The following is a 20,652-nucleotide window of genomic DNA, read 5'->3' as shown; positions in this document are numbered from 1 at the left end:
GGCATGAAGACCGAGTGGCGCATCTTCCTCATCATCGCCGGGTTCCTCCTCGGCGCGACGATCCTCTACGGCGCCTGGACGTACGGCGACTCCGGTGGCCAGGTCGAGTGGGTCGGCACGGTGGCCCTGCTGCTGTCCTTCCTGCTCTGCGCGATGTGCGGCGGCTTCTTCTGGTTCGTCTCCCGCCGTATCGACCTGCGCCCGGAGGACCGGCCGGACGGCGAGATCGCCGACGGCGCGGGCGAGATCGGCTTCTTCAGCCCCGGCAGCTACTGGCCGTTCGGCCTCGCGCTGGCCGCCGCGGTCGCCGGCCTGGGCCTGGTGTTCTGGCAGTTCTGGCTGCTGGGCCTCGGTCTGGTGCTGGTCATCGTCACCGCCTGTGGCCTGCTCTTCGAGTACTACTCCGGCACCCGCCGCACCGCCGAGCACTGACCCACCGGCCTGCTCGCGGCGAGCCCCGTTCGCCGCGTCAGCGCCCGGAGAACCACCCGACGGGCCCGCCCCCCCCACCCGGGGAGGCGGGCCTGTCGTCGTTGGGCGGGTGATCGACTCCAGGGGGCCGAAGTCGCGGTGTCCCCGGCGGGCTGATGCCGCTGTTTCGGCTCGGCCTGGGTGGATCAGGCAGGCTGAGTGGATCAGGCCGGCTCGGGCCAGACGGGTCCCTGGTCGGTCCAGGTGACACCCCTGTTGCGGCAGAGGCAGAAGGGGTGACCGACCGGGTCGGTGTAGACCCGCCATCCGTAGCCTTCGGGGCCGAGGAAATCCTGCGCCAGGGTCGCGCCGAGGGCCAGGACGCGGGCCTGCTCGGCCTCGATGTCATCGACCTCGAAGTCGAGGTGGAACTGTTTGGGGTGCTCGCCGTCGGGCCACTGCGGGGCGCGGTAATCCGTCACCCTGATGAAGGCCAGCTCGATCTCGCCGAACCGGATGCCGGCCCAGTCCCCGTCACTGCCCTCCCTGACCGGGCGACCCGCCGTCACCGCGGCGTAGAAGGCCGCCAGCCTCATGGTGTCCGGGCAGTCGATGATGAAATCCGTGAGTCGGAGCATCCGGTGATCCTGCCACGCAACTGAGCAGGCCGGATCTCCCGACAGGACCAGGGAGCCGGCGGTGCCCGGCAGGGGTCAGGCCGCGTGACGACCGGCAGGGGTCAGGCCGCGTGACGACCGGCTGACGGGCGGCGGCGACGGTCGGCCAGGCGGGTGGGCTGGAAGGCGAAGGTGGCGATCAGCACCGCCGTGCCGCAGCCGGTGCAGGCCAGCTCGGGGCAGTCGGCACCGTGGCCGTCGGCGCACGGCGGCACCTCGAACGGCTGAACGCCCTCGCAGGTGTCGCAGTAGAGCTCGCGGTCCGACACGGGCGTCTCCTCTCGTTCCGGAACCCGCCGATGGACATCGCCGCCATCACCGGAAACGGAAAATTACTCCCATGTAGTTTCCCACGCCCCTCCGACACTTCCCCGCCAGCCCCGCCCGGCACACCGCTCGGCCCGGGGGAGCGGGCCGCGCTGAACGGCGGGTCAGAGCGGGCCGCGCTGAACGGCGGGTCAGAGGGAACGGGCGACGTCGACCCAGCGGTCCAGGACGGCCGCCGCCGCCCCCGAGTCGACGGACTCGGCGGCCCGGGCCATGCCGGCGCGTACCGCCTCGGTGAGGTCACCGTCCAGCGGGGTCTGGGTGGCCAGCGCGACGGCCGCGTTGACCAGGACGGCGTCGCGTACCGGACCGGTCTCGCCGGCGAGCAGCCGGCGGGCCACGGCGGCGTTGTGCGCGGCGTCACCGCCCCGTAGGTCGGCCAGGGTGGCCCGGGGCACCCCGAGGTCGGCCGCGTCCAACACGGCCTCCCGGACGGCGCCCTGCTGGGCCACCCAGACCCGGGTCGGCGCGGCGGTGGTGAACTCGTCCAGGCCGTCCTCGCCGCGCATCACGATCACCGAGTCGCCCCGACCGGCGAAGACCTCGGCCATCACGGAGGCCATCCGGGCGTCGAAGCAGCCGACCGCGCCTGCGTGCGGCCGGGCCGGGTTGGTCAGCGGGCCGAGGAAGTTGAACGCGGTCGGCACGCCGATCTCCCGGCGGACCGGGCCGGCGTGCCGGTACCCGGGGTGGAACCGGGGCGCGAAGCAGAAGCCGATGCCGGCCTCGGTCACGCACCTGGCCACCTGCTCGGGGCCCAGATCCAGCGGTAGGCCGAAGAACTCCAGCAGGTCGGCGGTGCCGCACAGGGACGAGGCGGCCCGGTTGCCGTGCTTGACCACCGGGACGCCGGCACCGGCCACCACCAGTGCGGTCATGGTCGAGATGTTGACCGTGTGGGCGAGGTCACCCCCGGTGCCCACCACGTCGACCGAGGTGCGCCGCAGCTCCTCCGGCAGGGTCACCGGCACCGAGTTGTCGAGCATCGCCTCGACCAGACCGGCCAGTTCGGCAGGGGTCTCACCCTTGGCGCGCAGCGCGACCGCGAAGCCGGCGATCTGCGCCGGGCCGGCGGCACCGGCCATGATCTCGTTCATCGCCCAGGCGGTGTCGGCGGTGGACAGCTCGTCGCCGCGCAGCAGCGCGTTGAGCAGGTGCGGCCAGGTCCGTTCGCCCATGGTGGGCCTCCCGAGCGGGCGTGGGATGCGGGTGGAGGGGCGCGCCCGTCACCCCGGGCGCCAGGGACGCCGCCGAGTGCGTCCGACTCAGGCGGCGGCGTGCGTACGCAGCAGCTCGGCGACCGTGGTGCCGGTGGTCACCGGGTCGAGCGGGTGCATCAGCACGCCGTCGACCTGCGCGTACGAGGCGAGCCATCGGTCGGCGGCGCGGGCGATGACCACGCAGGTGGGCGGGGCGTCTTCCCGGTCGTCCTTGATCTGGCGGGCGATGCCGATGCCGCCGCCGGGGCTGGCCTCGCCGTCGAGCAGCATCAGGTCGATCTCGTAGTCGTCGACCAGCCGGACGCAGCCGAAGTAGTCGGACGCCTCGACGAACTCGATCGTGATCCCGGGGGCGGGACGGGTGCCGACGGCCAGCCGCATCCGGTCCCGGACCTGCGCGTCGTCGCTGTAGAGCAGGACGGTGCAGAGACGCTCGCTCATGCCGACACTCCGCTTCGCTCCGTGCCGTGATGAGGCACCGTCGCACTGAGCCTGACTCGCTCGCTGCGCTCACTCATGGGCTGTACTCCTCGTTGCTGCCGTTGATCGTACCGGGCGGTGTGGCGTACCCGACATCCCGCCTGCCGGCCCCGGGTCGACCGGGTGTCGCGGCAGCTCAGGACGGGGTTCCGGGGGCCGCGGCCGGGGTGGCGGCGGCCTCGGCGGCGCGGTCGCGGGCCTCCTGCCGGTCCAGCTCGCGGTCCACCCGGCGGGCCTCCCGCTCGGACTGCTTCACCCACTGCACCACCAGCACCGCGAGCATCGTCACGCTGACGAACTCCCCGCCGGCCCACAGGACGCCGCCGGCGACCACCTGGTCGTTCCACGGGTCGGACCAGGCCAGGTTGAGCGACGGGTACCAGTCGCCGCCGAACAGCGTGGTGCTCTGCATGATGGTGAGCCCGAGCACGGTGTGGAACGGCACCGACAGCAGCATCAGCAGCGCCCGCGCCGGGTACGGCCAGCGGCCGGGCAACGGGTCCAGCCCGAGCAGCGGCCAGAAGAACACGCAGCCGGTCATGATGAAGTGCGCGTGCACCAGCTCGTGCGCCCAGGCGTGTTCGAGGGTGTAGCGGTACAGGTCGGTGAAGTAGAGCGCGAACGGGTTGACCACGAAGATGGTGAACGCCACCAGCGGGAAGCTGTAGATCCGGGCGATCCGGCTGTGCACCACCGCCAGCAGCCGTTTGCGCGGGCCGACCGGCAGGGTGCGCAGCGCCAGGGTGATCGGTGCGCCCAGGGCCAGGAAGATCGGGGAGACCATCGACAGCACCATGTGCTGCACCATGTGCACCGAGAGCAGGGCGGTGTCGTAGGCGTGCAGGCCGCTGACCGTGACCGCGGCGATGCCGCCCAGGCCCGGCCCGAGGAAGCAGACGGTACGGACCACCGGCCAGTGGTCGCCGCGCAGCCGGAGCCGGTGGACCCCGTAGAGGTAGAGGCCGGCGGCGAGGACCAGGCCCAGGGCGAGCCAGCTGTCCAGCCGGGTCTCGGTGAAGACCCGGGTGATGTCGAACGGCGGCGGTACCTCGACGCCGCCCGCCGCGAGGCCGGTGGACGGGGCCGTCGAGGTGGCGGCGAAGATCGAATCGACGTGCAGCACGCTTTTCAGGCTAGGCCAGGCGAACCGGACCGCCACGATCGGGCCATCCCTCACCCGGGTTTGGCCCCCCGCTGATGGCCCGCCCCGGTCAAGGGCAATAATGACCGCGTGACTGCGGCCCCAGCCATTGACAAGAGCCGGATCCACTCTCTGACGCGGCCCAACATGGTCAGCGTCGGGACGATCGTGTGGCTCTCCAGCGAACTCATGTTCTTCGCGGCGCTGTTCGCGATGTACTTCTCGATCCGTGCGGCGGCGCCGGAGCAGTGGGAGAAGCACACCGAGGTACTCAACATCCCCTATGCGACCACCTTCACGGTGATCCTGGTGCTGTCCTCGGTGACCTGCCAGCTCGGTGTCTTCGCGGCCGAGAAGGGCGACGTCCACGCCCTGCGGCGCTGGTTCACGCTCACCTTCGTGATGGGTCTGATCTTCGTGCTCGGCCAGGCGAACGAGTACCTGACCCTGGTGCACGAGGGCGTGAAGATCAACGAAGACGGGTACGGGTCGATGTTCTACCTGACCACCGGCTTCCACGGCCTGCACGTGACCGGCGGTCTCATCGCCTTCATCATCTTCATGATCCGCACGACCATGGGCCGGTTCACCCCGGCCCAGGCCACGTCGGCGATCGTCGTGTCGTACTACTGGCACTTCGTCGACGTCGTGTGGATCGGGCTCTACGCCATGATCTACTGGCTTCAGTGATCTTGGCGTGTCACGTTCCGCGCCGCTGCTCCGTCCCCTGAGACAAGGTCCAACCGGTTAAGGACACAGGTCATGACTTCTGACAACGACCGCCGACGCGGTCTGCTCGCGCGCCTGCGCGGGCGGCCCGCGGCGCGCAGCAGGGGCCGCCGCCGGCTGGGCGCGGCGTTCCGGCTGATCGCCGCGTTGACGCTGGCCGGCGGCGCCTACACCGTCTTCGCCCCCGGCGTGCAGGCGCAGGAAAACCCGCCGCTGACCGGTGCCGCAGCCGAGGGTCGGGCGCTGTTCGACGTGAGCTGCGTGACCTGCCACGGCCGCAACGCCCAGGGCGTCGAGGGTCGTGGCCCGAGCCTGATCGGTGTCGGCTCCGCCTCGGTGGAGTTCCAGGTCAGCAGCGGTCGGATGCCGATGGCCCGGCAGGAGGCGCAGGCCATGCGCAAGCCGCCGGTCTTCACCGACGAGCAGGTCCGCCAGCTCGGCCAGTACATCCAGGAGCTCGGCGGCGGCCCGCAGGTCCCGCAGGGCAACCTCCGCGAGGGCGCCAACCTCGCCACCGGCGGCGAGCTGTTCCGGATCAACTGCTCGCAGTGCCACGCCTTCGGCGGCGGCGGCGGCGCGCTCTCCTCGGGCAAGTACGCCCCGAGCCTCGCACCGGCCAGCGACGCGCAGATCTACGCCGCGATGCTCAGCGGCCCGCAGAACATGCCGGTGTTCGGCGACAACCAGATCACCCCGGAGCAGAAGGCGGACATCATCGCCTACATCCAGGAGTCCCTGAAGGCCGACCAGGACCAGGGTGGCTTCAACCTCGGCCGGTACGGCCCGTCCACCGAGGGTCTGGCGATCTTCCTGGTGGGCATCGTCGCGCTGGTCTTCGCGAGCCTGTGGATTGCGGGCAAGTCGTGACCGAGCGGATCGTCAACAGCATTGCCGTGGTGCCGTGCGCCGGCACCGCCCGTAGCGAGGTGACGGCATGAGCACCCAGACCGAGCAGCACGCCCCGCAGGGTCGGGAGCCGCTCGACGTCCACGACCCCCGGCTCTCCCGGTTCGACATCGTCACCGAGGGCGCCCGCCGGGACGACATCGAGATCGTCCACTACGAGGAGCAGGTCGTCCCGGGTAGCAAGGCCGAGCGCCGGCTGACCCGTACGGTCGCGGCGATGTTCCTGCTCACCGGCCTGGCCGCCACCGCGTTCCTGGTCGTCTACATCTGGTGGCCCTGGGAGTACGAGCCGGGTCGCGGCGGTGACAAGTGGTACACCCCGCTGCTCGGCCTCACCCTGGGTGTCGCCCTGCTCGGCATCGGCTTCGGCATCCTCACCTGGGGCAAGAAGCTGCTGCCCAAGGAGGTCTCGATCCAGGACCGGCACGACGGTCCCGGGTCGGCGGAGGACCGGAAGATCACCGGCGAGACGATGCTCTACCTCGCCGACGAGATGGGGGTACGGCGTCGTCCGCTGCTCGGTGTCTCGCTGGTCGCCGGCCTGCTGCCGGTCGGTGCGGTCGCGGCGGCCCCGCTGGTCGGTGGCCTGATCTCCAACCCGCACAAGAACAACCAGATGTTCACCACCGGGTTCGCGCCGGCCGACGGCAAGAAGATCCGGCTGGTCCGCGAGGACGGCCGGCCGATCCGGCCCGCCGACGTCAGCACCGGTGGTCAGCTGACCGTCTTCCCCGGCATCGAGCACGGCGTGAGCAACAAGCACGCCGACTCGCCGACGCTGCTGATCCACCTGCGGGAGTCCGACGCGGAGAAGTCCCGGCAGGCCAACTCGCGGGTCGGTCACGGTGACTACATGTGGGGCAACTACGCGGCGTACTCCAAGATCTGCACGCACGCCGGCTGCCCGGCGAGCCTGTACGAGCAGCAGACCAACCGGCTGCTCTGCCCGTGTCACCAGAGCCAGTTCCTGATCACCGACAACGCCCGTCCGGTCTTCGGCCCGGCGAGCCGGCGGCTGCCCCAGCTGCCGATCGAGGTGGACGAGGAAGGCTTCTTCGTGGCGAAGTCCGACTACACCGAAACCGTCGGCCCCGACTTCTGGGAGCGGCCATGAAGCGCCGAAAGTTTGACGTAGCAGCGGTGCCGGGCAAGGCCGCCGGGGGAGTGGACGACCGCTTCCAGGTCGCCACCCCGTTGCGCAAGCTGCTCAACAAGGTCTTCCCGGACCACTGGTCGTTCCTGCTCGGCGAGATCGCGCTCTTCTCGTTCGTCGTGCTGCTGCTGACCGGCGTCTTCCTGACCTTCTTCTACGAGCCGGCGATGACCGAGGTGGTCTACAACGGCAGTTACGCCCCGCTGCGGGGCACCCCGATGTCCGCCGCGTACGCCTCCAGCCTGGACATCTCGTTCGATGTCCGGGGTGGCCTGATCATGCGGCAGATGCACCACTGGTCCGCGCTGCTGTTCATGGCCGCGATCGTGGTGCACATGATGCGGGTCTTCTTCACCGGCGCGTTCCGCAAGCCGCGGGAGACCAACTGGATCATCGGGTCGCTGCTGTTCTGGGTCGGCTTCCTCGCCGGTTTCTCCGGCTACTCGCTGCCGGACGACGGCCTGTCCGGCACCGGCCTGCGGATCGCCTCCGGCATCATGCTGTCGATCCCGGTGATCGGCTCCTGGGTCACCTCGTCGATCTTCGGCGGCGAGTTCCCCGGTGAGATCATCATCAGCCGGTTCTTCATCGCCCACGTGCTGCTCATCCCGGGTCTGCTGGTCGCGTTGATCAGCGCCCACCTGGGCCTGGTGTTCAAGCAGAAGCACACCCAGTGGCCCGGCCCCGGCCGGACCAACGACAACGTGGTCGGCGAGCGGATGTTCCCCCGCTACGCGCTCAAGCAGGGCGGCTTCTTCATGGTCGTCTTCGGCGTGATCGCGCTGATGGGCGGCCTGTTCCAGATCAACCCGATCTGGTACTTCGGCCCGTACGAGGCGTGGGTGGTCTCGGCCGCCAGCCAGCCCGACTGGTACGTCATGTTCCTCGACGGCTCGACCCGACTGATGCCGGCCTGGGAGATCAACATCCCGATCGGCAACGGGTACGTCATCCCGCCGCTGTTCTGGCCGACGGTCGTCCTGCCCGGCATCCTGGTCGGCCTCTCCACGCTCTATCCGTTCGTGGAGGCCCGGCAGCTCAAGGACTACCGGCACCACAACCTGCTCCAGCGGCCCCGGGACGTCCCGGCCCGGACCGCGGTGGGCGCGATGGCCGTCGCCTTCTACATCGTGCTGACCCTCTCCGGCGCGAACGACGTGATCGCCGACAAGTTCCACATCAGCCTGAACGCGATGACCTGGGCGGGCCGGATCGGCCTGCTGATCGTCCCGCCGGTGGCGTACTACGTCACCTACCGGATCTGCCTCGGGCTCCAGCAGCACGACCGGGAGGTGCTGGCCCACGGCGTGGAGACCGGCATCATCCGCCGCCTGCCCGACGGCCGGTTCGAGGAGGTCCACCAGCCGCTCAGCGCCGGTGACGGCCACGGGCACGGGCACGGCGAGTTGGACTACGTCGGCTGGGTGGTGCCGAAGAAGATGAACCGGCTCGGGGCGCTCGGCCCGGCGATCCGGGGCTTCTTCTACCCGATCGAGAAGCCGGTCGAGGCACCGGTCTCGCCGGGGCACCCGCCGGTGGAACCCCGCCCGGAGCGGGAGGAGATCGGCAGCGGAGATTCCCGCCGCTGACCTGCCCGTACCACTCGACCGAGGCGCCCGCCGGAGGATTCCGGCGGGCGCCTCGTCCGTATCCCCGGCCCGCCTCGTCCGTATCCGCTCCGGTGCGGTGGGGGCGTGCGGTGCGGCGTCCGTTTTCCGGCCGGCGGGCCGGCGCGGCCGGACCCCAACGGGTGGAAAGCCAGGATTAACCCTCGCCAGTCGGGTATCCGTGCGGTCCACCGAAAACGGGGAGGAAACATGTTGGGTATCAAACGCCTGGGACTGCTGGCCACGCTGGCGGTGGTCGGCCTGGCACCCGCGGCTGCCGCGCAGGCCGCCGCGCAACCGTCGGCGCAGGACACCCAGTACCTGCAGGCGGTGCACCAGGTCAACCTGGCGGAGATCGTCACCGGGAACCTGGCCCAGAAGAAGGGGCAGAACGAGCAGGTCAAGCAGTTGGGGCAGCAGTTCGTCACGGATCACACCCAGCTCGACCAGACGGTGCAGAGCACCGCGCAGCAGCTGAACGTGACCCTGCCGAACGCGCCGACAGCCGATCAGCAGAAGGTGATCGACAAGCTCAACGGCCTCAAGGGCGCCGCGTTCGACAAGGCCTGGGTGACCGCTGAGCTGGCCGGTCACGTGCAGGCCATCCAGGCCACCCAGACCGAGATCTCGCAGGGCTCCGAGCAGTCGGTGGTCCAGTTGGCGCAGGACGCCCTGCCGGTGTTGCAGGCGCACTACGACGCGCTGGTGGCCCTGGCCCAGGAGTTGGGCATCCCGGTCCCGCAGACCAGCGCCAGCGGCACCGCGAGCCCGGGTGGCAGCGGTACGCCGGCACCGGGTGGCACGACCGGGTCCCCGACCCCGGGCGGCGGCACGGAGTCGCCGGAACCGGGCGGCACCACCGAGACGCCCGTTCCGGGCAACAGCTGACCTCTCGTACCACCTGATGGTGGCCGGTCCCCAGGGGCCGGCCACCGTCGCCTGTCCGGGCGTCGGTCAGTCGGCGCTGGCCAGGCCGATCGCGAACGCCTCCTCCAGGTCGTGCTGGGAGTACGCGCGGAAGGCGATGTGCGACTCGGTGTTGAGCACCCCCGGCACCTTGGAGATGCTGCCGGCGATGACCTGGGCGATCTGCTCGAACTCCCGGACCCGGACGATGGCGATCAGGTCGACGTGTCCGGCCACCGAGTAGACCTCGCTGACACCGGGCAGGTTGGCCAGGTTCTCGGCCACCTCGGGGATCGAGTCGGTGGCGCAGTCGATCAGGACGATCGCGGTGATCACTGGACGATTCTCCGTTCGTCGTGCCCGGCGCGACGCCGGCCTGGTGTCGTCGACCATGCTAGTGCCGCCCTCGCCGCCCGCGGGCGGCCCTCCGGTGGACCCGGCTGCCGGTCAGAGCAGCATGGTGCGCGGGTCGGCGGCCATGGCGCGCAGCCAGGCGGCCGCCTCCGCCGCCCCGGGGCAGCGGGCGGTGTCCAGCGCGGCGGCCAGGGCGTACATCTCGGGCGGCGGGATGAGCAGGCTCTCCCTGCTGCGCAGCCCCAGCTTGACGGTGCCGGAGTCGGCGGTGACGGTGAGCACCGGGGTCCGGGTGACCGCGCCGGTGGCGACCAGCGAACCGTCACTGGAGACGCCGGTCTGCGCGACGGCCGCCGCGTGCAGCGACACCGACCGGGCGGCCCGCAGGTCGACGCTCTTCGTGGTGAGCCCGACCACGGTGAGCCGGCTGCCCTCCAACCAGGCGCCGCTGCGCACGATGCTGGTCACCAGCAGGCCGATGAGGAGCAGGACCAGCCCGGCCGACACCAGCGCGGCGATCGCCGGCACCGCCGCGCTGCCCGAGGTGTCGTTGCCGCCGGCCGCGTTGATGCCGGTGCCGATGAAGGCGCCGACACAACCGCAACCGACAGTCAGGATGACACCCAGCACCAGCAACGAGACGACCCGACCGGTACGGCTCGACCGGTAGCCGACCGACAGGGGGATCCGAGGCATGGAGGGCTGCATGCTGGTGATTCTGACACCGGTGATCAACGTCCGCCTGGTGGGGCGGCGACGGTGAGCCCGTCGTCGGCCCGGATCGCGTCGCGGAGCCGTTCGTCCGGGCCGACCGTCGCGCCGGGCCAGACCACCACGCGCTCCACGTCGCCGCGTACCACCGCGCAAGCGCCGACCACCGCGTGCCGGACCCGACCGGTCACGATGGCGTCCGGGGCGACCAGGGCGCCGTCGCCGGCGGCGTGCAGGTTGGCCGCCAGGTAGTCGGCGGGCGTGCCGGTGTCGAAGAACGTGCCCGGGTACGGCACCACGGTCAGCTCGCCGGCCGCCTCCGCCGGCCGCCACACCGCGCGGACCAGGTCACCGAAGCTGGCCGGCAGCTCGCGCACCCGGTGCCAGGGCAGCAGGGAGAAGCCGGTGAAGACGTGCCCGTCGAAGGTGCCGGGCGCGCGCGGGTCGGGCGCCGGCCGACCCAGCAGCCGTACGGAGTGGAAGTCCCACCCGGCCAGCAGCGCCGCGATGTCGGGGCCGGGGGCGGCCCCCGGATCGGCCAGGTAGGCGTCGGCGTTGCCGACCAGCACCCCCCGACCGGCGATCCAGTCCCGCAGGTTGCCCAGGCCACCGGCGGTGCCCAACGGGTCACCCGGCTCCACCGACAGGTGCGCCCGGTCGCTGACGTGCGCCACCACCTGGTCGGCCAGGTAACAGGCGTTCACCGCCACCCGCCGGGGCCCGGTCAGGCCCAGCCCGGCGAGCCGGTGCAGGGCCCGGTCCAGCAGCGGCACGTTGCCGACCGGGCAGAGCGCCTTGGGCACCCGGGCGGTGAGCGGGCGCAGCCGGGTGCCCTCACCGGCGGCGAGCACCACCGCGCACAGGCCGTCCGGGGCGGTCACGTCGTCGGCTGGCCGGCCTGCGGCCCGATGCCGTAGTGGCCGAGCAGGTTGGCGGTGGCCCGGCTCAGCCGGGGCAGGTCGTCCAGCGGGTGCCAGGCGGCCTCGAAGACCTCCGCGCCGTCGACGGCCAGGGTGGTGGTGGCGGCGGGCACCTCCGCCTCGAAGACCATGTCCACCCAACCCCGGGTGTGCACCACGGCGTTCGGCACGGCCGGGCGGAGCTGCTCCGGGGCGAGCCGGACCCCGGACTCCTCGTGCAGTTCGCGGGCCGCGCCGACGACCGGGGTCTCACCGCGTTGGAGCAGGCCGGCGGGCAGCGTCCAACTGTGCCCGGGGGGTTGGCGCAGCAGCAGCAGGCGGCCGGCGCCGTCGGCCTCGCTGTCCCGGACCAGGGTCACCGCGCCGACGACGTACTTCGGCCCGGCGAGCCGGACCAGGCGACGCCGCACCGAGACCGGCAGCCGGTAGAAGACCTTGTACGCCACGGCCCGGCCGGTGGCGCGGGAACGGAGGATCATCGCTCCAGGCTAGGCCGTCGGCGTGCTGCCGTGGGGTGCGGGGCGACCGGTCACCCGGCCAGGGACTCACTGTCGATGGTCGACCAGGTCGATGAGCTGACGGACCACGGTGTCCGGTTCGACCGCCCGGTCGAAGACCGCGACCAACAGGGTCTCCAGGTCGGGGTAGCCGAGCTCCTCCGACAGCCGCAGCAACGGCAGGTCGCTGGCCAGCCCCCGGTTGTGCGTACGCAGCGCCAGGCCGATGGTGGCCCGGCCGAGGCGGACCTTGTCGGCGATGGAGATGCCCGGCTCGACGTGCTCGGTGAACCAGCGGCTGATCTGCATCTGCGCGTGCGGCGACTTGACGAAGTCGAGCCACTCGCGGCGGGGGCCCCGGGGGGCGACGTCCGCCTCGAAGCCGCTCGCGACGCTGCTCTCCGAGTAGATCTCCACCACGTCGCCCTCGTCCAGTTCGGACGCCAGTGGGGCGAGCCGGCCGTTGATCCGCGCGGCGAGGCAGTGGTCGCCCCGCTCGGTGCCCAGCTCGTAGGCCAGGTCGATCGGGGTGGCCCCGGCCGGGAGCACCACCTGCCGGCCGTCGGCGACCACCTGGATCTGCGCCTCGGCCAGGTCGCACCGCAGCGACTGGAGGAACTGGGCCGGGTCGGGGGCCTCCTGCTCCCAGTCGAGCACCCGGCGCAGCCAGGAGAGCTGGTCGGTGTTGCTGGCCCCGGTGGCGGCGCGGGGGAAGCGGAAGTCGGCGGCCACGCCGTACTCGGCGCAACGGTGCATCTCCCGGGTGCGGATCAGCACCTCGACGGTGCGGTTCTGCGGGCCGCAGACGCTGGTGTGCAGGGAGCGGTAGAGGTTGTTCTTGGGGGAGGCGATGAAGTCCTTGAACCGGCCGGAGACCGGCCGCCAGCGGCCGTGCACCGCGCCGAGGGCGGCGTAACAGTCGGTGGCCGGGCCGTCGACCACGATCACGATCCGGGGCAGGTCGTACGGCTGGGCGTGCCCGCCGGCCACGGTGTCCTTCCAGATCGAGTAGAGGTGCCGGGGGCGAACGCTCACCTCGGCGTCCACCCGGCTGCGGCGCAGCGCCACCTTGGCCTGGGCCACCACGTCGTCGAGGTAGGCGTCCCAGCCGGGCCGGTCGTGCACGTGCCGGGCCAGCCGGGCGTGCTCGTCGGGCTCCAGGTGCAGCAGCACCACGTCGTCCAGGTCACGCTTGAGGGTCTGGATGCCGAGCCGGTCGCAGAGCGGGACCAGGACCTCCTGGGTCTTGCGGGCGATCCGCTCCCGGGAGGCGGCCGAGCGGACCCCGAGGGTACGCATGTTGTGCAGCCGGTCGGCCAGCTTGATGATCAGCACCCGGACGTCCTTGCCGGCCGCGATGATCATCTTGCGGATCGTCTCCGCCTCGGCGGCCTTGCCGTAGAACGCCTTGTCGAACTTGGTCACCCCGTCGACCAGGTGCGCCACCTCGTGGCCGAAGTCCTCGCTGAGCGCCTGGAGGGTGTAGCGGGTGTCCTCCACCGTGTCGTGCAGCAGCGCCGCGACCAGGGTGGTGGTGTCCATCCCGAGGTCGGCACAGATCTGGGCGACCGCCAGCGGGTGGGTGATGTAGGGCTCGCCGCTCTTGCGGAACTGACCGCGGTGCATGTTCTCGGCGATCGTGTACGCCCGGCGCAGCACCGAGGCGTCCGCGCTGGAGTGGATGCCGCGGTGGGTACGGACGAGCTGGGTCACCGGGTCGGCGTCGTTGGCCGGCCAACTCAACAGGGACCGGAGCCGCCGGGCCAGGGGCAACTCACCCGGCTGGGCCGGGAGCGCACCCCCCAGGGCGGCGCCGTGTCCGGCGTCGACGTCCACGTGGGACACCTCCTCACCCCGGCTCCACGGTCACCGTCACCGGCAACCGGAAGCAGGCCCACGAAACGGGCAGGACTGCACTCCCTTAACAGACTAAGCGAGGCGAGGTCGTCCGATCGGTCACTTGCTCATGGGCGTTCGGTCGAGAGTTGGTGGGACCCGCCGCCCTCAGCCTTGACCAGCAGGTCACGGAACCGCCCCGCGCCGGCCACCGGGGACGACCAAACGGACGTCATCTCCACCAGCCGGGTCTCCGGTCGCTCCAACCAGGACAGGATCCGCTCGGTCTCCTCGGCGGTGGCCCGGGGCACCGGCCCGTGCCCACCCGGTTCCACCGTCTCGGCGGTGGCCCGGATCGCGGTGATCGTCGGTCGCGGATGGACACCCGGCGGGGAAACCCCGGCACCGGCGAGCCGCCCGTACCGGACCAGCGCCAGCTCCCAGCCACCCCCGGCGGCGGGTCGGGCGGCGGCCACCTCGGCGATCCGGGTCAACGCGGCCAGCCGCTGCATCCGGACGGCGGCCCGCAGCACCGCCGCCAACCGGGACCGCACCACCGCCGCCTCCTCGTAGCGCTGCGCCGTCGACAGCGCCTCGATCCGGGCCAGCAGGGCGTCCACCACCACCTGCGGGTCACTGGTGGTGGCGGCGCGGAACGGCGCGACGGCGCGGTCGTCGTACTCCTGCGGGGTGATCCGGTGCTCGCAGGGTGCCGGGCAGCGGCCCAGCTCGGCCAGCGCGCAGGCCGGTGTGATCGTGCGCAGTGAGAGCCGGTGGGTGCACTGGCGCAGCGGCACCGCGTCGTGGAACCCGGCGGCGGCCAGCTCGGCGGCCCGGGTGGAGCGGAACGGACCCAGGTAGGCGGTGTCACCGGGGGCCAGGCCGCGCACCACCGACAACCGGGGGTACGGCCCGCCGGTGAGCTTGAGCCACACCATCCGTTCCGGATACTTCGACCGCCGGTTGTACGGCGGCGCGTGCGCGGCGATCAGGCGCAGCTCGCGCACCTCCGCCTCCAGCGGGTGGGCGCACTCGACCGCCTCCACCCGCTCGGCGGCGGCCAGCATCTCCGACATCCGGGCCCGCTTCTCGGCGGCGGTGAAGTAGCTGCGCACCCGGGTGGCGATGTCCCCGGAGGTGCCGACGTAGAGCGGCCGGTCGTCGGCGGCCCGGAAGATGTAGACCCCGGGCGCCTTGGGTAGCCCGTCGGCGAGGTGCCGCTTGCGCCGCTGGGTGGGGGTGACCGCGCGGGCGAACTCGATCGCGTCGCCGACCGTGTCGACCCGGTGCCCGCCGAGCCGGGCGATCAGCCCGTGCAGTACGTCCACCGTCGCCTTGGCGTCGTCGAGCGCCCGGTGGGTGGGCTGGGTGGCGGTGCGGAAGTAGGCGGCCAGGGTGCCCAGCTTGCGGTTGGGCACCTCGTCGCGGCTGAGCACCCGGCGGGCCAGGGCCGCCGTGTCCAGCACCCGGGGGTTGGGCCAGCGGTAGCCGTGCTTCGCGCAGGCGGCCTTGAGGAAGCCCACGTCGTACGGCGCGTTGTGGGCCACCAGCACCGCGTCGGCGACGAACTCCAGGAAGCTCGGCAGGACCTCCTCGATCGGCGGGGCGGGGACCAGCATGGCCTGGGTGATGCCGGTCAGCACGGTGATGAACGGCGGGATCGGCACCCCCGGGTTGACCAGGGTGGCGAGCACCCCCAGCTCCTCGCCGCCCCGCACCTTGACCGCGCCGATCTCGGTGATGCCCCCGCCGTCGGGTGAGCCGCCGGTGGTCTCCAGGTCGACCACCACGAACGTCGTCGCGTACAGCGGCAGGGCCGGATCGACGCCGCCGGCCGACTGGTCCAGACCGGCCAGGGTCTGCTGGACGTACTCCCCAGGTGCCACGGGCGGCAGGCTAACCGTTCGGTGCGACACTCGCGTCACCGCAGCCCCAGGGGCCCCGGCCGGCATAGGATGAGAGATCGGCTCACTCAACCGGCGGTGGGCCCGGTCGCGGTGGGAGACTTGCCCCATGCCCCTCACCGAGCCGCACGACGACCGCCTCCCGGAGGAGGGGTCGTCCGCCGCCGTGCCCGAGGCCGGCGGGGACCTGGGTGCGGGGGCACCCGAGCCCGGACCCACCCTGCCCGAGCCGGAGTCCGCGCCCGGCCTGCCCGAGCCGGAGCCAGCCCTGCCCACGCCCGACGAATCCGACGACGGTGAGCCCGGGGCCGGGCTGCCGGAGCCGGAGCCCGTCCTGCCCGAGCCGGTCCGGCAGCGGATCGTGGCCCTCACCGCCGCCGTCCTGCCCGGTCTGCCCGCCGACGAGGTGCCGGTGCCGCTGCGCCGGGTGGCGAAGTTCGCCCCGAACCGCCGGGCCCGGCTCGGTGGCTCGGTGATCGCCGCCCAGCTCACCGCCGACCCGCTGTTCCGGCAGCGGGTCACCGCCCGGGTGCTGACCGACGCCGGTGACCTCGGCGCGGCCGTCGTCGAGGGCACCGCGCCGGCCGCCGCCGACCCGGTCGAGGTGGCCGCCCTGGCCTACCTGGTCCGTCCCCGGGGTTGGCGGGAGCTGATCGACACCAGCGGCGCGGTGGTCCGCGCCGAGGCGGACAGTGCCGTCGTCGCCGAGCTGGTCCGGGAGGCCGAGCAGCGGGCCACCCGCGCCGAGCACGACCGGGCGGTGGCCCGGGTGGAGGCGGACAAGCTCCGCGACGAGCTGGCCCGGGTCCGCGAGGAGCTGGGCCAGCTCCGGGAGGAAAGCCGCCAGCTCCAGCGCAGCCTGCGGGAGACCCAGGCCCGGGAACGCCGGGCCAACGAGCTGCTCGCCACCGAACGTGGCCGGGCCACCCGGGCCGCCGCCGACACCGACGCCGAACTGCGCCGCGCGCGGGCCCGGCTGGCCGAGGCCGAGGCGGCGGCGGGGGTGGCCAAAGCCAGCGCCAAGGAAGCCCGCTCGGTCGACGACGCCCGGCTGTGGCTGCTGCTGGAGACGATCGGTCAGGCCGCCGTGGGGCTACGCCGGGAGCTGGCCCTGGACCCGGTGGACAAGCTCCCCGCCGACTTCGTGGCCGACGCCTTCACCGACGCCCCGGTCACCACCCAGGGCGGGCCGGCCGCCCGCGCCCGGGACACCGACGACCCGGCCCGACTGGACCAACTCCTCGCCCTGCCCCGCGCCCACCTGGTCGTCGACGGCTACAACGTCACCAAGCGCGGATTCGGCGAGATGTCCCTGGAACAGCAGCGCAAACGGCTGATCACCGGGCTGGGCGGGATCGCCGCGCAGACCGGTGACGAGGTGACCGTGGTCTTCGACGGGGCGGAACGGATGCACGGGCTGCCGCCCACCCCGCGCGGGGTGCGGGTGCTCTTCTCCCGCAAGGGCGAGACCGCCGACGAGCTGATCCGCCGGCTGGTCCGGGCCGAACCGCCCGGCCGTCCGGTGGTGGTGGTCTCCTCCGACCGGGAGGTCGCCGACGGGGTACGCCGGCACGGGGCGTACCCGCTGGGCGCGGACTCGCTGCTGCGCCGGCTCGCCCGCTCCTGAGCCGGTGCAGCAGGGCACCCACATCGTCGGTGGTGGTCGCGCGTCAGCGGTGCGTCTTCGTGCGGCGTGGTGGTTCGGGCAGGTGGAGGCGGTCTACGGGTACCCCGGCGAGGGGTAGCTGGCGGCGGGCGTCGTCGAGAAGCGCTGGTGGGCCGCAGACGTACACCTGGTGGTGGGGTCGGTGGTGGCGCAGGGCGAGGGTGAGCGCGTCGCCCTGCTCGGCCGGCGCGGCGTGCGGGTCGTGGGAGAAGGCGGGCACGATGGTCAGCCAGTCGTGGGCCTGCTGGAGTGTGTCGAGGGTGATCGCGTCGTACAGGTCGGCGAAGGTGCGGGTGGCGGCGATCAGGGTGACCCGGCGGCCGTCGGGGGCGGCGGCGACCTGTTCGACCAGGGCGCGCAGTGGGGCCAGGCCGGTGCCGCCCGCGACCAGCAGCAGGTCACCGTCGCGCAGGTGCAGGCCGGTGTCGCGAGGTGGGCCGAGGTGCAGCAGGTCGCCGGGGCGTACCTCGTTGACGAGGCTGGCCGAGACGGCGCCGGCGGGCACCGCGCGGACATGTAGCTCGATGGTGCCGTCGGGGCGTGGGGCGTTGGCGGGGGAGTACCAGCGCCACCGGCCGGGGTGGTGTGGGGTGTGCACGGGGACGGCCTGGCCGGGGCGGTACGGCAGCCGCGACCAGGGGCGGACGGTCAGGATGGCGGTGCCGGGGCAGGGCCGGTCGTGATCGATCACCCGGGCCGGCACGCTGTCGCCGGCCCACCCCGCCGGCTCGGCGGTGTCGGCCCGCGTCACCTGCGGCAGCGCGGCGGACCGCTCCGGCGGCGGGTGGTGGGCGGCGCTCATCGGGCCACCGCCCGGCGCACCTGGGCGATCCGTTCGTCGGGCAGGTCCGCCGCCCAGCACACTCCGACCAGGTAGTCACCGATGCGCCGGTGCTGCTCCTCGGACAGGCCGAGCCCACCCCAGCCGTCCGCCGGCTCCCCGGCGAGCGCGACGGTCACGCCCGCCGTCAGGTGCCCGGCAAGCCGGACCCGATCCACCCCGATGAGGTACGGCGACAGCTCCGCGTCCGCCGTCACCAGCCGCAACCAGCGGCGGACGATCTCGGCCGGTGTCATGCCGCAGGCGTCCCGCCCCGGCTTGTCGTCGCCGGGTGGCCGGTCCCCGTCGGGGATGTCTGCCCTGGTGGTCATCGTGTCTGCGCCCCTGTGCGTCGCGGAAGGTGGACGGACGCCGGGGCGGGCGGGGACGAGGTCGTGTCGTTCGGGTCGACACCACCCCGGAGCCCGGCACCCGCCCCGGGCCATGCATCCCAGCGTCGAGGGGCGCCGGGCCAGCAACCACAGCACCCAAGGAGCCGAATTGACGCATCAATGTGGCATCTGCGTACCCGCGACATCGACGGATGGTTACTACAGTGACGGCAGGCGAAGGGAGTTCGTGGGGTGGCTCTGAAGCGACATCGGCTCTGCCAACGGCGTAGGGCGCTTGGCCTCAGTCAGGAGCGGTTGGCCGAGTTGCTGGGCGTGGAGCGGTCCACCGTGGTCCGTTGGGAGAGCGCTGAGACGGACCCGCAGCCTTGGCATCGAAGTCGGATCGCTGCGGCAATGCGGGTTACGCTCGAACAGCTCGACGAGATGCTCGTCGACGTCTCGGTAGCGCCCCCGCGAGGTCAGATCATGGGTAACGGAAGCCCGGCTCCATCCCCCGAAACGGCCCGAACGGAACTCCTGACCGGCCTACGGGCGTTTCTCGGCAACTACGTTCCGGTACACCAGACAGAGCAGGTGCGTGCCGTCGCCGAGGTACGGCGGGACGTCGGCAGAGTCCACCATCTTTACCAGCGCGCAAGCTACAGCTCGGCGGCTCGGCTCCTGCCGGAGCTGCTCGGCCAGGCCACCGAGCTGGCGATTCACGCGCCCGGGGGTGATCGCGCCCAGGCGCTCCGATTGCTCGCGGCTGCCTACCTCGCTGCCTCGAAGCTTGCCGTCAAGGTCGGAGATGGCCATGCTGCCCTGCTGGCCGCCGATCGCGCCTCCACCGCTGCCGGCCTCGGGGGTGATCGTCCATTGGCAGCAGTCGCCGCCTATCAGGCAGCGTGCGCACTTCTTCGTCTGCCCGGACGGACGGGTGATGCGGAGCAGGTTGTGCAGACCACCGTTGACAATCTCTGCACCCAACAGAAGAACGTCAGTCCGGACCTCCTTTCCGCGCATGGCGCGCTGCTCCTCCTGGCCGCCGTGATGGCTGCCGGCCGCCGGGACACGAAGGCGGCCGGGTGCCATCTCAGCGAGGCGGCAGAGCTTGCGACGCAACTCGGGTCAGACGGCAACCGTCTCTGGACCGGGTTCGGGCCGACGAATGTCACCATTCACGCAGTCTCGGCTGCGGTCCGCGCAGAATTGCCGGAGCGGGCTGTGGAAATCGGAACCCGACTGGAGACCTCCCGCCTTCCTGTGGTGCTGGTCGGCCGGCGAGCCCAGGTGCATGTCGACCTTGCTGCCGCTGCCACGATGGGCACGGCAGACAGGTCGGCCGCGACACTCCACCTCCTCGAAGCAGAACGGGTCGCCCCCGAGACCGTTCACACCAACTTCCAGGCGCGCATGCTGTTGGTCGACCTGCTGTCGAAGGAGCGGAAAGCTGCGACACCAGGGCTTCGACCGCTGGCGGAACGGGCGGGAGTGCTGGTGTGAGTGACAAGCCAGTCTTGGCCCTCATCGTCGCTGCGGCACCACCCGCCCTGCGGATCGCTGAACTCATCGACCTACTGATCAGTGGCGGGTGGACGGTGTGTGTCACCGCCACGCCCACCGCCGCAACCTGGATCGACCGGGAGGCCCTGGCGCGACAGACCGGGTACCCAGTCCGGGTCGAGTGGCGGCAGCCCGGTGACCCGGAGCCTCACCCGGCGGCCGACGTGGTCGTGGTCGCGCCAGCCACTTTCAATCTGATGAACAAGTGGGCACTCGGGCTCAACGACAATGTTGCCCTTGGCATCCTCAATCAGGCGCTCGGTGCAGGGCTGCCGATCTATGCCTTTCCGAATGTCAAACCCGAACTTGCCGCTCATCCGGCCTACGCTGCGAGCCTCCAAAAACTCGCGGATGCTGGCACGCACATCACGGCTCTCACTCAAGATGCAACCTGGTCGTCCTCTGCCACCCACATCAAGAAGCCAGGCGACGCCACTTTGTCCTAGAGCGAGGTACCTGCCGCCTGGCGGCGGCAGGGTGTCGCGCGAGCAC

At 71.9% G+C, this 20,652-nt stretch carries 22 protein-coding genes; 9 read left to right on the top strand and 13 right to left on the bottom strand.

Going from position 1 to position 20,652, the window contains the following annotated elements; all coding sequences use genetic code 11:
- Window positions 1-3 precede the first annotated feature (3 nt).
- Window positions 4-432 (top strand): cytochrome c oxidase subunit 4, encoded by a 429-nt coding sequence (locus tag AB0K25_RS05425; protein ID WP_208568725.1) that lies wholly within the window; start codon window positions 4-6, stop codon window positions 430-432.
- Window positions 433-635: 203 nt separating this feature from the next.
- Here AB0K25_RS05425 and AB0K25_RS05420 read toward each other — a convergent pair whose 3' ends face one another.
- The 5 genes from AB0K25_RS05420 to AB0K25_RS05400 all read right to left on the bottom strand — a co-directional run bounded on the left by AB0K25_RS05420 (window position 636) and on the right by AB0K25_RS05400 (window position 4,220).
- Window positions 636-1,049, bottom strand: a complete 414-nt coding sequence (locus AB0K25_RS05420; RefSeq protein WP_363818599.1) for a VOC family protein — start codon at window positions 1,047-1,049, stop codon at window positions 636-638.
- 101 nt (window positions 1,050-1,150) lie between these two features.
- Window positions 1,151-1,357 (bottom strand): hypothetical protein, encoded by a 207-nt coding sequence (locus tag AB0K25_RS05415; protein ID WP_357535382.1) that lies wholly within the window; start codon window positions 1,355-1,357, stop codon window positions 1,151-1,153.
- A gap of 189 nt (window positions 1,358-1,546) precedes the next feature.
- Window positions 1,547-2,593, bottom strand: a complete 1,047-nt coding sequence (gene trpD, locus AB0K25_RS05410; protein ID WP_357535380.1) for an anthranilate phosphoribosyltransferase — start codon at window positions 2,591-2,593, stop codon at window positions 1,547-1,549.
- Between the two features lie 87 nt (window positions 2,594-2,680).
- A complete protein-coding gene (locus AB0K25_RS05405; RefSeq protein WP_208568721.1) occupies window positions 2,681-3,076 on the bottom strand; it encodes a hypothetical protein in 396 nt (131 codons plus the stop codon).
- A 175-nt stretch (window positions 3,077-3,251) separates the two neighbouring features.
- The gene (locus AB0K25_RS05400; RefSeq protein ID WP_357535746.1) at window positions 3,252-4,220 is read right to left on the bottom strand and encodes a cytochrome c oxidase assembly protein; all 969 of its coding nucleotides are present in this window, start codon (window positions 4,218-4,220) and stop codon (window positions 3,252-3,254) included.
- Between the two features lie 126 nt (window positions 4,221-4,346).
- On the opposite strand from AB0K25_RS05400, the gene AB0K25_RS05395 reads away from it, so the two are divergent.
- The 5 genes from AB0K25_RS05395 to AB0K25_RS05375 all read left to right on the top strand — a co-directional run bounded on the left by AB0K25_RS05395 (window position 4,347) and on the right by AB0K25_RS05375 (window position 9,539).
- Complete coding sequence (locus tag AB0K25_RS05395; protein WP_067314692.1) at window positions 4,347-4,946, top strand: heme-copper oxidase subunit III; 600 nt, start codon at window positions 4,347-4,349, stop codon at window positions 4,944-4,946.
- A 72-nt stretch (window positions 4,947-5,018) separates the two neighbouring features.
- Window positions 5,019-5,852: a cytochrome c gene (locus AB0K25_RS05390; protein WP_208568719.1), complete on the top strand. Its 834-nt coding sequence runs from the start codon at window positions 5,019-5,021 to the stop codon at window positions 5,850-5,852.
- A 67-nt stretch (window positions 5,853-5,919) separates the two neighbouring features.
- Window positions 5,920-7,005, top strand: coding sequence for a Rieske 2Fe-2S domain-containing protein (locus tag AB0K25_RS05385; protein WP_208568718.1), 1,086 nt, complete (start codon window positions 5,920-5,922; stop codon window positions 7,003-7,005).
- The gene (locus tag AB0K25_RS05380) at window positions 7,002-8,633 is read left to right on the top strand and encodes a cytochrome bc complex cytochrome b subunit (protein ID WP_363818593.1); all 1,632 of its coding nucleotides are present in this window, start codon (window positions 7,002-7,004) and stop codon (window positions 8,631-8,633) included. Before AB0K25_RS05385 ends, AB0K25_RS05380 begins: the two co-directional genes overlap by 4 nt.
- 228 nt (window positions 8,634-8,861) lie before the next feature.
- Window positions 8,862-9,539: a DUF4142 domain-containing protein gene (locus AB0K25_RS05375; protein ID WP_208568716.1), complete on the top strand. Its 678-nt coding sequence runs from the start codon at window positions 8,862-8,864 to the stop codon at window positions 9,537-9,539.
- A gap of 66 nt (window positions 9,540-9,605) precedes the next feature.
- Here the strand turns inward: AB0K25_RS05375 and AB0K25_RS05370 are convergent, their stop codons facing one another.
- From AB0K25_RS05370 to AB0K25_RS05345, 6 genes are all read right to left on the bottom strand, one after another.
- Window positions 9,606-9,893 (bottom strand): Lrp/AsnC ligand binding domain-containing protein, encoded by a 288-nt coding sequence (locus AB0K25_RS05370; protein WP_208568715.1) that lies wholly within the window; start codon window positions 9,891-9,893, stop codon window positions 9,606-9,608.
- Between the two features lie 111 nt (window positions 9,894-10,004).
- Window positions 10,005-10,607, bottom strand: a complete 603-nt coding sequence (locus AB0K25_RS05365; protein ID WP_363818590.1) for a hypothetical protein — start codon at window positions 10,605-10,607, stop codon at window positions 10,005-10,007.
- Window positions 10,608-10,642: 35 nt separating this feature from the next.
- A complete protein-coding gene (locus AB0K25_RS05360) occupies window positions 10,643-11,503 on the bottom strand; it encodes a sugar phosphate nucleotidyltransferase (RefSeq protein WP_363818588.1) in 861 nt (286 codons plus the stop codon).
- Window positions 11,500-12,021 (bottom strand): NUDIX domain-containing protein, encoded by a 522-nt coding sequence (locus AB0K25_RS05355; protein WP_363818585.1) that lies wholly within the window; start codon window positions 12,019-12,021, stop codon window positions 11,500-11,502. Before AB0K25_RS05355 ends, AB0K25_RS05360 begins: the two co-directional genes overlap by 4 nt.
- Window positions 12,022-12,087: 66 nt before the next feature.
- Window positions 12,088-13,875: an HD domain-containing protein gene (locus tag AB0K25_RS05350; RefSeq protein ID WP_208568810.1), complete on the bottom strand. Its 1,788-nt coding sequence runs from the start codon at window positions 13,873-13,875 to the stop codon at window positions 12,088-12,090.
- A gap of 128 nt (window positions 13,876-14,003) precedes the next feature.
- Window positions 14,004-15,761 carry a DEDD exonuclease domain-containing protein gene (locus AB0K25_RS05345; protein ID WP_357535372.1) on the bottom strand — a complete coding sequence of 586 codons (1,758 nt, stop codon included), beginning with the start codon at window positions 15,759-15,761 and terminating at the stop codon, window positions 14,004-14,006.
- Window positions 15,762-15,888: 127 nt separating this feature from the next.
- On the opposite strand from AB0K25_RS05345, the gene AB0K25_RS05340 reads away from it, so the two are divergent.
- A complete protein-coding gene (locus AB0K25_RS05340) occupies window positions 15,889-17,406 on the top strand; it encodes an NYN domain-containing protein (protein WP_357535370.1) in 1,518 nt (505 codons plus the stop codon).
- A 43-nt stretch (window positions 17,407-17,449) separates the two neighbouring features.
- Here the strand turns inward: AB0K25_RS05340 and AB0K25_RS05335 are convergent, their stop codons facing one another.
- Complete coding sequence (locus AB0K25_RS05335) at window positions 17,450-18,247, bottom strand: FAD-binding oxidoreductase (protein WP_363818581.1); 798 nt, start codon at window positions 18,245-18,247, stop codon at window positions 17,450-17,452.
- The gene (locus AB0K25_RS05330) at window positions 18,244-18,597 is read right to left on the bottom strand and encodes a hypothetical protein (protein ID WP_363818578.1); all 354 of its coding nucleotides are present in this window, start codon (window positions 18,595-18,597) and stop codon (window positions 18,244-18,246) included. Before AB0K25_RS05330 ends, AB0K25_RS05335 begins: the two co-directional genes overlap by 4 nt.
- Before the next feature lie 252 nt (window positions 18,598-18,849).
- Between AB0K25_RS05330 and AB0K25_RS05325 the strand changes: the two genes are divergently transcribed.
- Both AB0K25_RS05325 and AB0K25_RS05320 read left to right on the top strand, forming a co-directional pair.
- The gene (locus tag AB0K25_RS05325) at window positions 18,850-20,100 is read left to right on the top strand and encodes a helix-turn-helix domain-containing protein (protein WP_363818575.1); all 1,251 of its coding nucleotides are present in this window, start codon (window positions 18,850-18,852) and stop codon (window positions 20,098-20,100) included.
- The gene (locus tag AB0K25_RS05320; protein ID WP_363818572.1) at window positions 20,097-20,606 is read left to right on the top strand and encodes a flavoprotein; all 510 of its coding nucleotides are present in this window, start codon (window positions 20,097-20,099) and stop codon (window positions 20,604-20,606) included. The genes AB0K25_RS05325 and AB0K25_RS05320 overlap by 4 nt, the downstream gene beginning before the upstream one ends.
- The last annotated feature ends 46 nt before the right edge of the window (window positions 20,607-20,652 follow it).

The sequence above is a fragment of the Micromonospora sp. NPDC049257 genome, assembly GCF_040678915.1.
In the GTDB taxonomy this organism is placed as follows: Bacteria; Actinomycetota; Actinomycetes; order Mycobacteriales; family Micromonosporaceae; genus Micromonospora; species Micromonospora antibiotica.
Note: the sequence above shows the minus strand (reverse complement) of the source record. Positions and strands in the feature narration are given on the sequence as shown.

Bases quoted from the DNA above. Each gene is read 5' to 3' on its own strand.
- AB0K25_RS05385 (WP_208568718.1), top strand. From the start codon at position 5,920: ATGAGCACCCAGACCGAGCAGCACGCCCCGCAGGGTCGGGAGCCGCTC.
- AB0K25_RS05330 (WP_363818578.1), bottom strand. From the start codon at position 18,597: ATGACCACCAGGGCAGACATCCCCGACGGGGACCGGCCACCCGGCGAC.
- AB0K25_RS05380 (WP_363818593.1), top strand. From the start codon at position 7,002: ATGAAGCGCCGAAAGTTTGACGTAGCAGCGGTGCCGGGCAAGGCCGCC.
- AB0K25_RS05425 (WP_208568725.1), top strand. From the start codon at position 4: ATGAAGACCGAGTGGCGCATCTTCCTCATCATCGCCGGGTTCCTCCTC.
- trpD (WP_357535380.1), bottom strand. From the start codon at position 2,593: ATGGGCGAACGGACCTGGCCGCACCTGCTCAACGCGCTGCTGCGCGGC.
- AB0K25_RS05335 (WP_363818581.1), bottom strand. From the start codon at position 18,247: ATGAGCGCCGCCCACCACCCGCCGCCGGAGCGGTCCGCCGCGCTGCCG.
- AB0K25_RS05420 (WP_363818599.1), bottom strand. From the start codon at position 1,049: ATGCTCCGACTCACGGATTTCATCATCGACTGCCCGGACACCATGAGG.
- AB0K25_RS05355 (WP_363818585.1), bottom strand. From the start codon at position 12,021: ATGATCCTCCGTTCCCGCGCCACCGGCCGGGCCGTGGCGTACAAGGTC.
- AB0K25_RS05340 (WP_357535370.1), top strand. From the start codon at position 15,889: ATGCCCCTCACCGAGCCGCACGACGACCGCCTCCCGGAGGAGGGGTCG.
- AB0K25_RS05375 (WP_208568716.1), top strand. From the start codon at position 8,862: ATGTTGGGTATCAAACGCCTGGGACTGCTGGCCACGCTGGCGGTGGTC.
- AB0K25_RS05405 (WP_208568721.1), bottom strand. From the start codon at position 3,076: ATGAGCGAGCGTCTCTGCACCGTCCTGCTCTACAGCGACGACGCGCAG.
- AB0K25_RS05365 (WP_363818590.1), bottom strand. From the start codon at position 10,607: ATGCCTCGGATCCCCCTGTCGGTCGGCTACCGGTCGAGCCGTACCGGT.
- AB0K25_RS05390 (WP_208568719.1), top strand. From the start codon at position 5,019: ATGACTTCTGACAACGACCGCCGACGCGGTCTGCTCGCGCGCCTGCGC.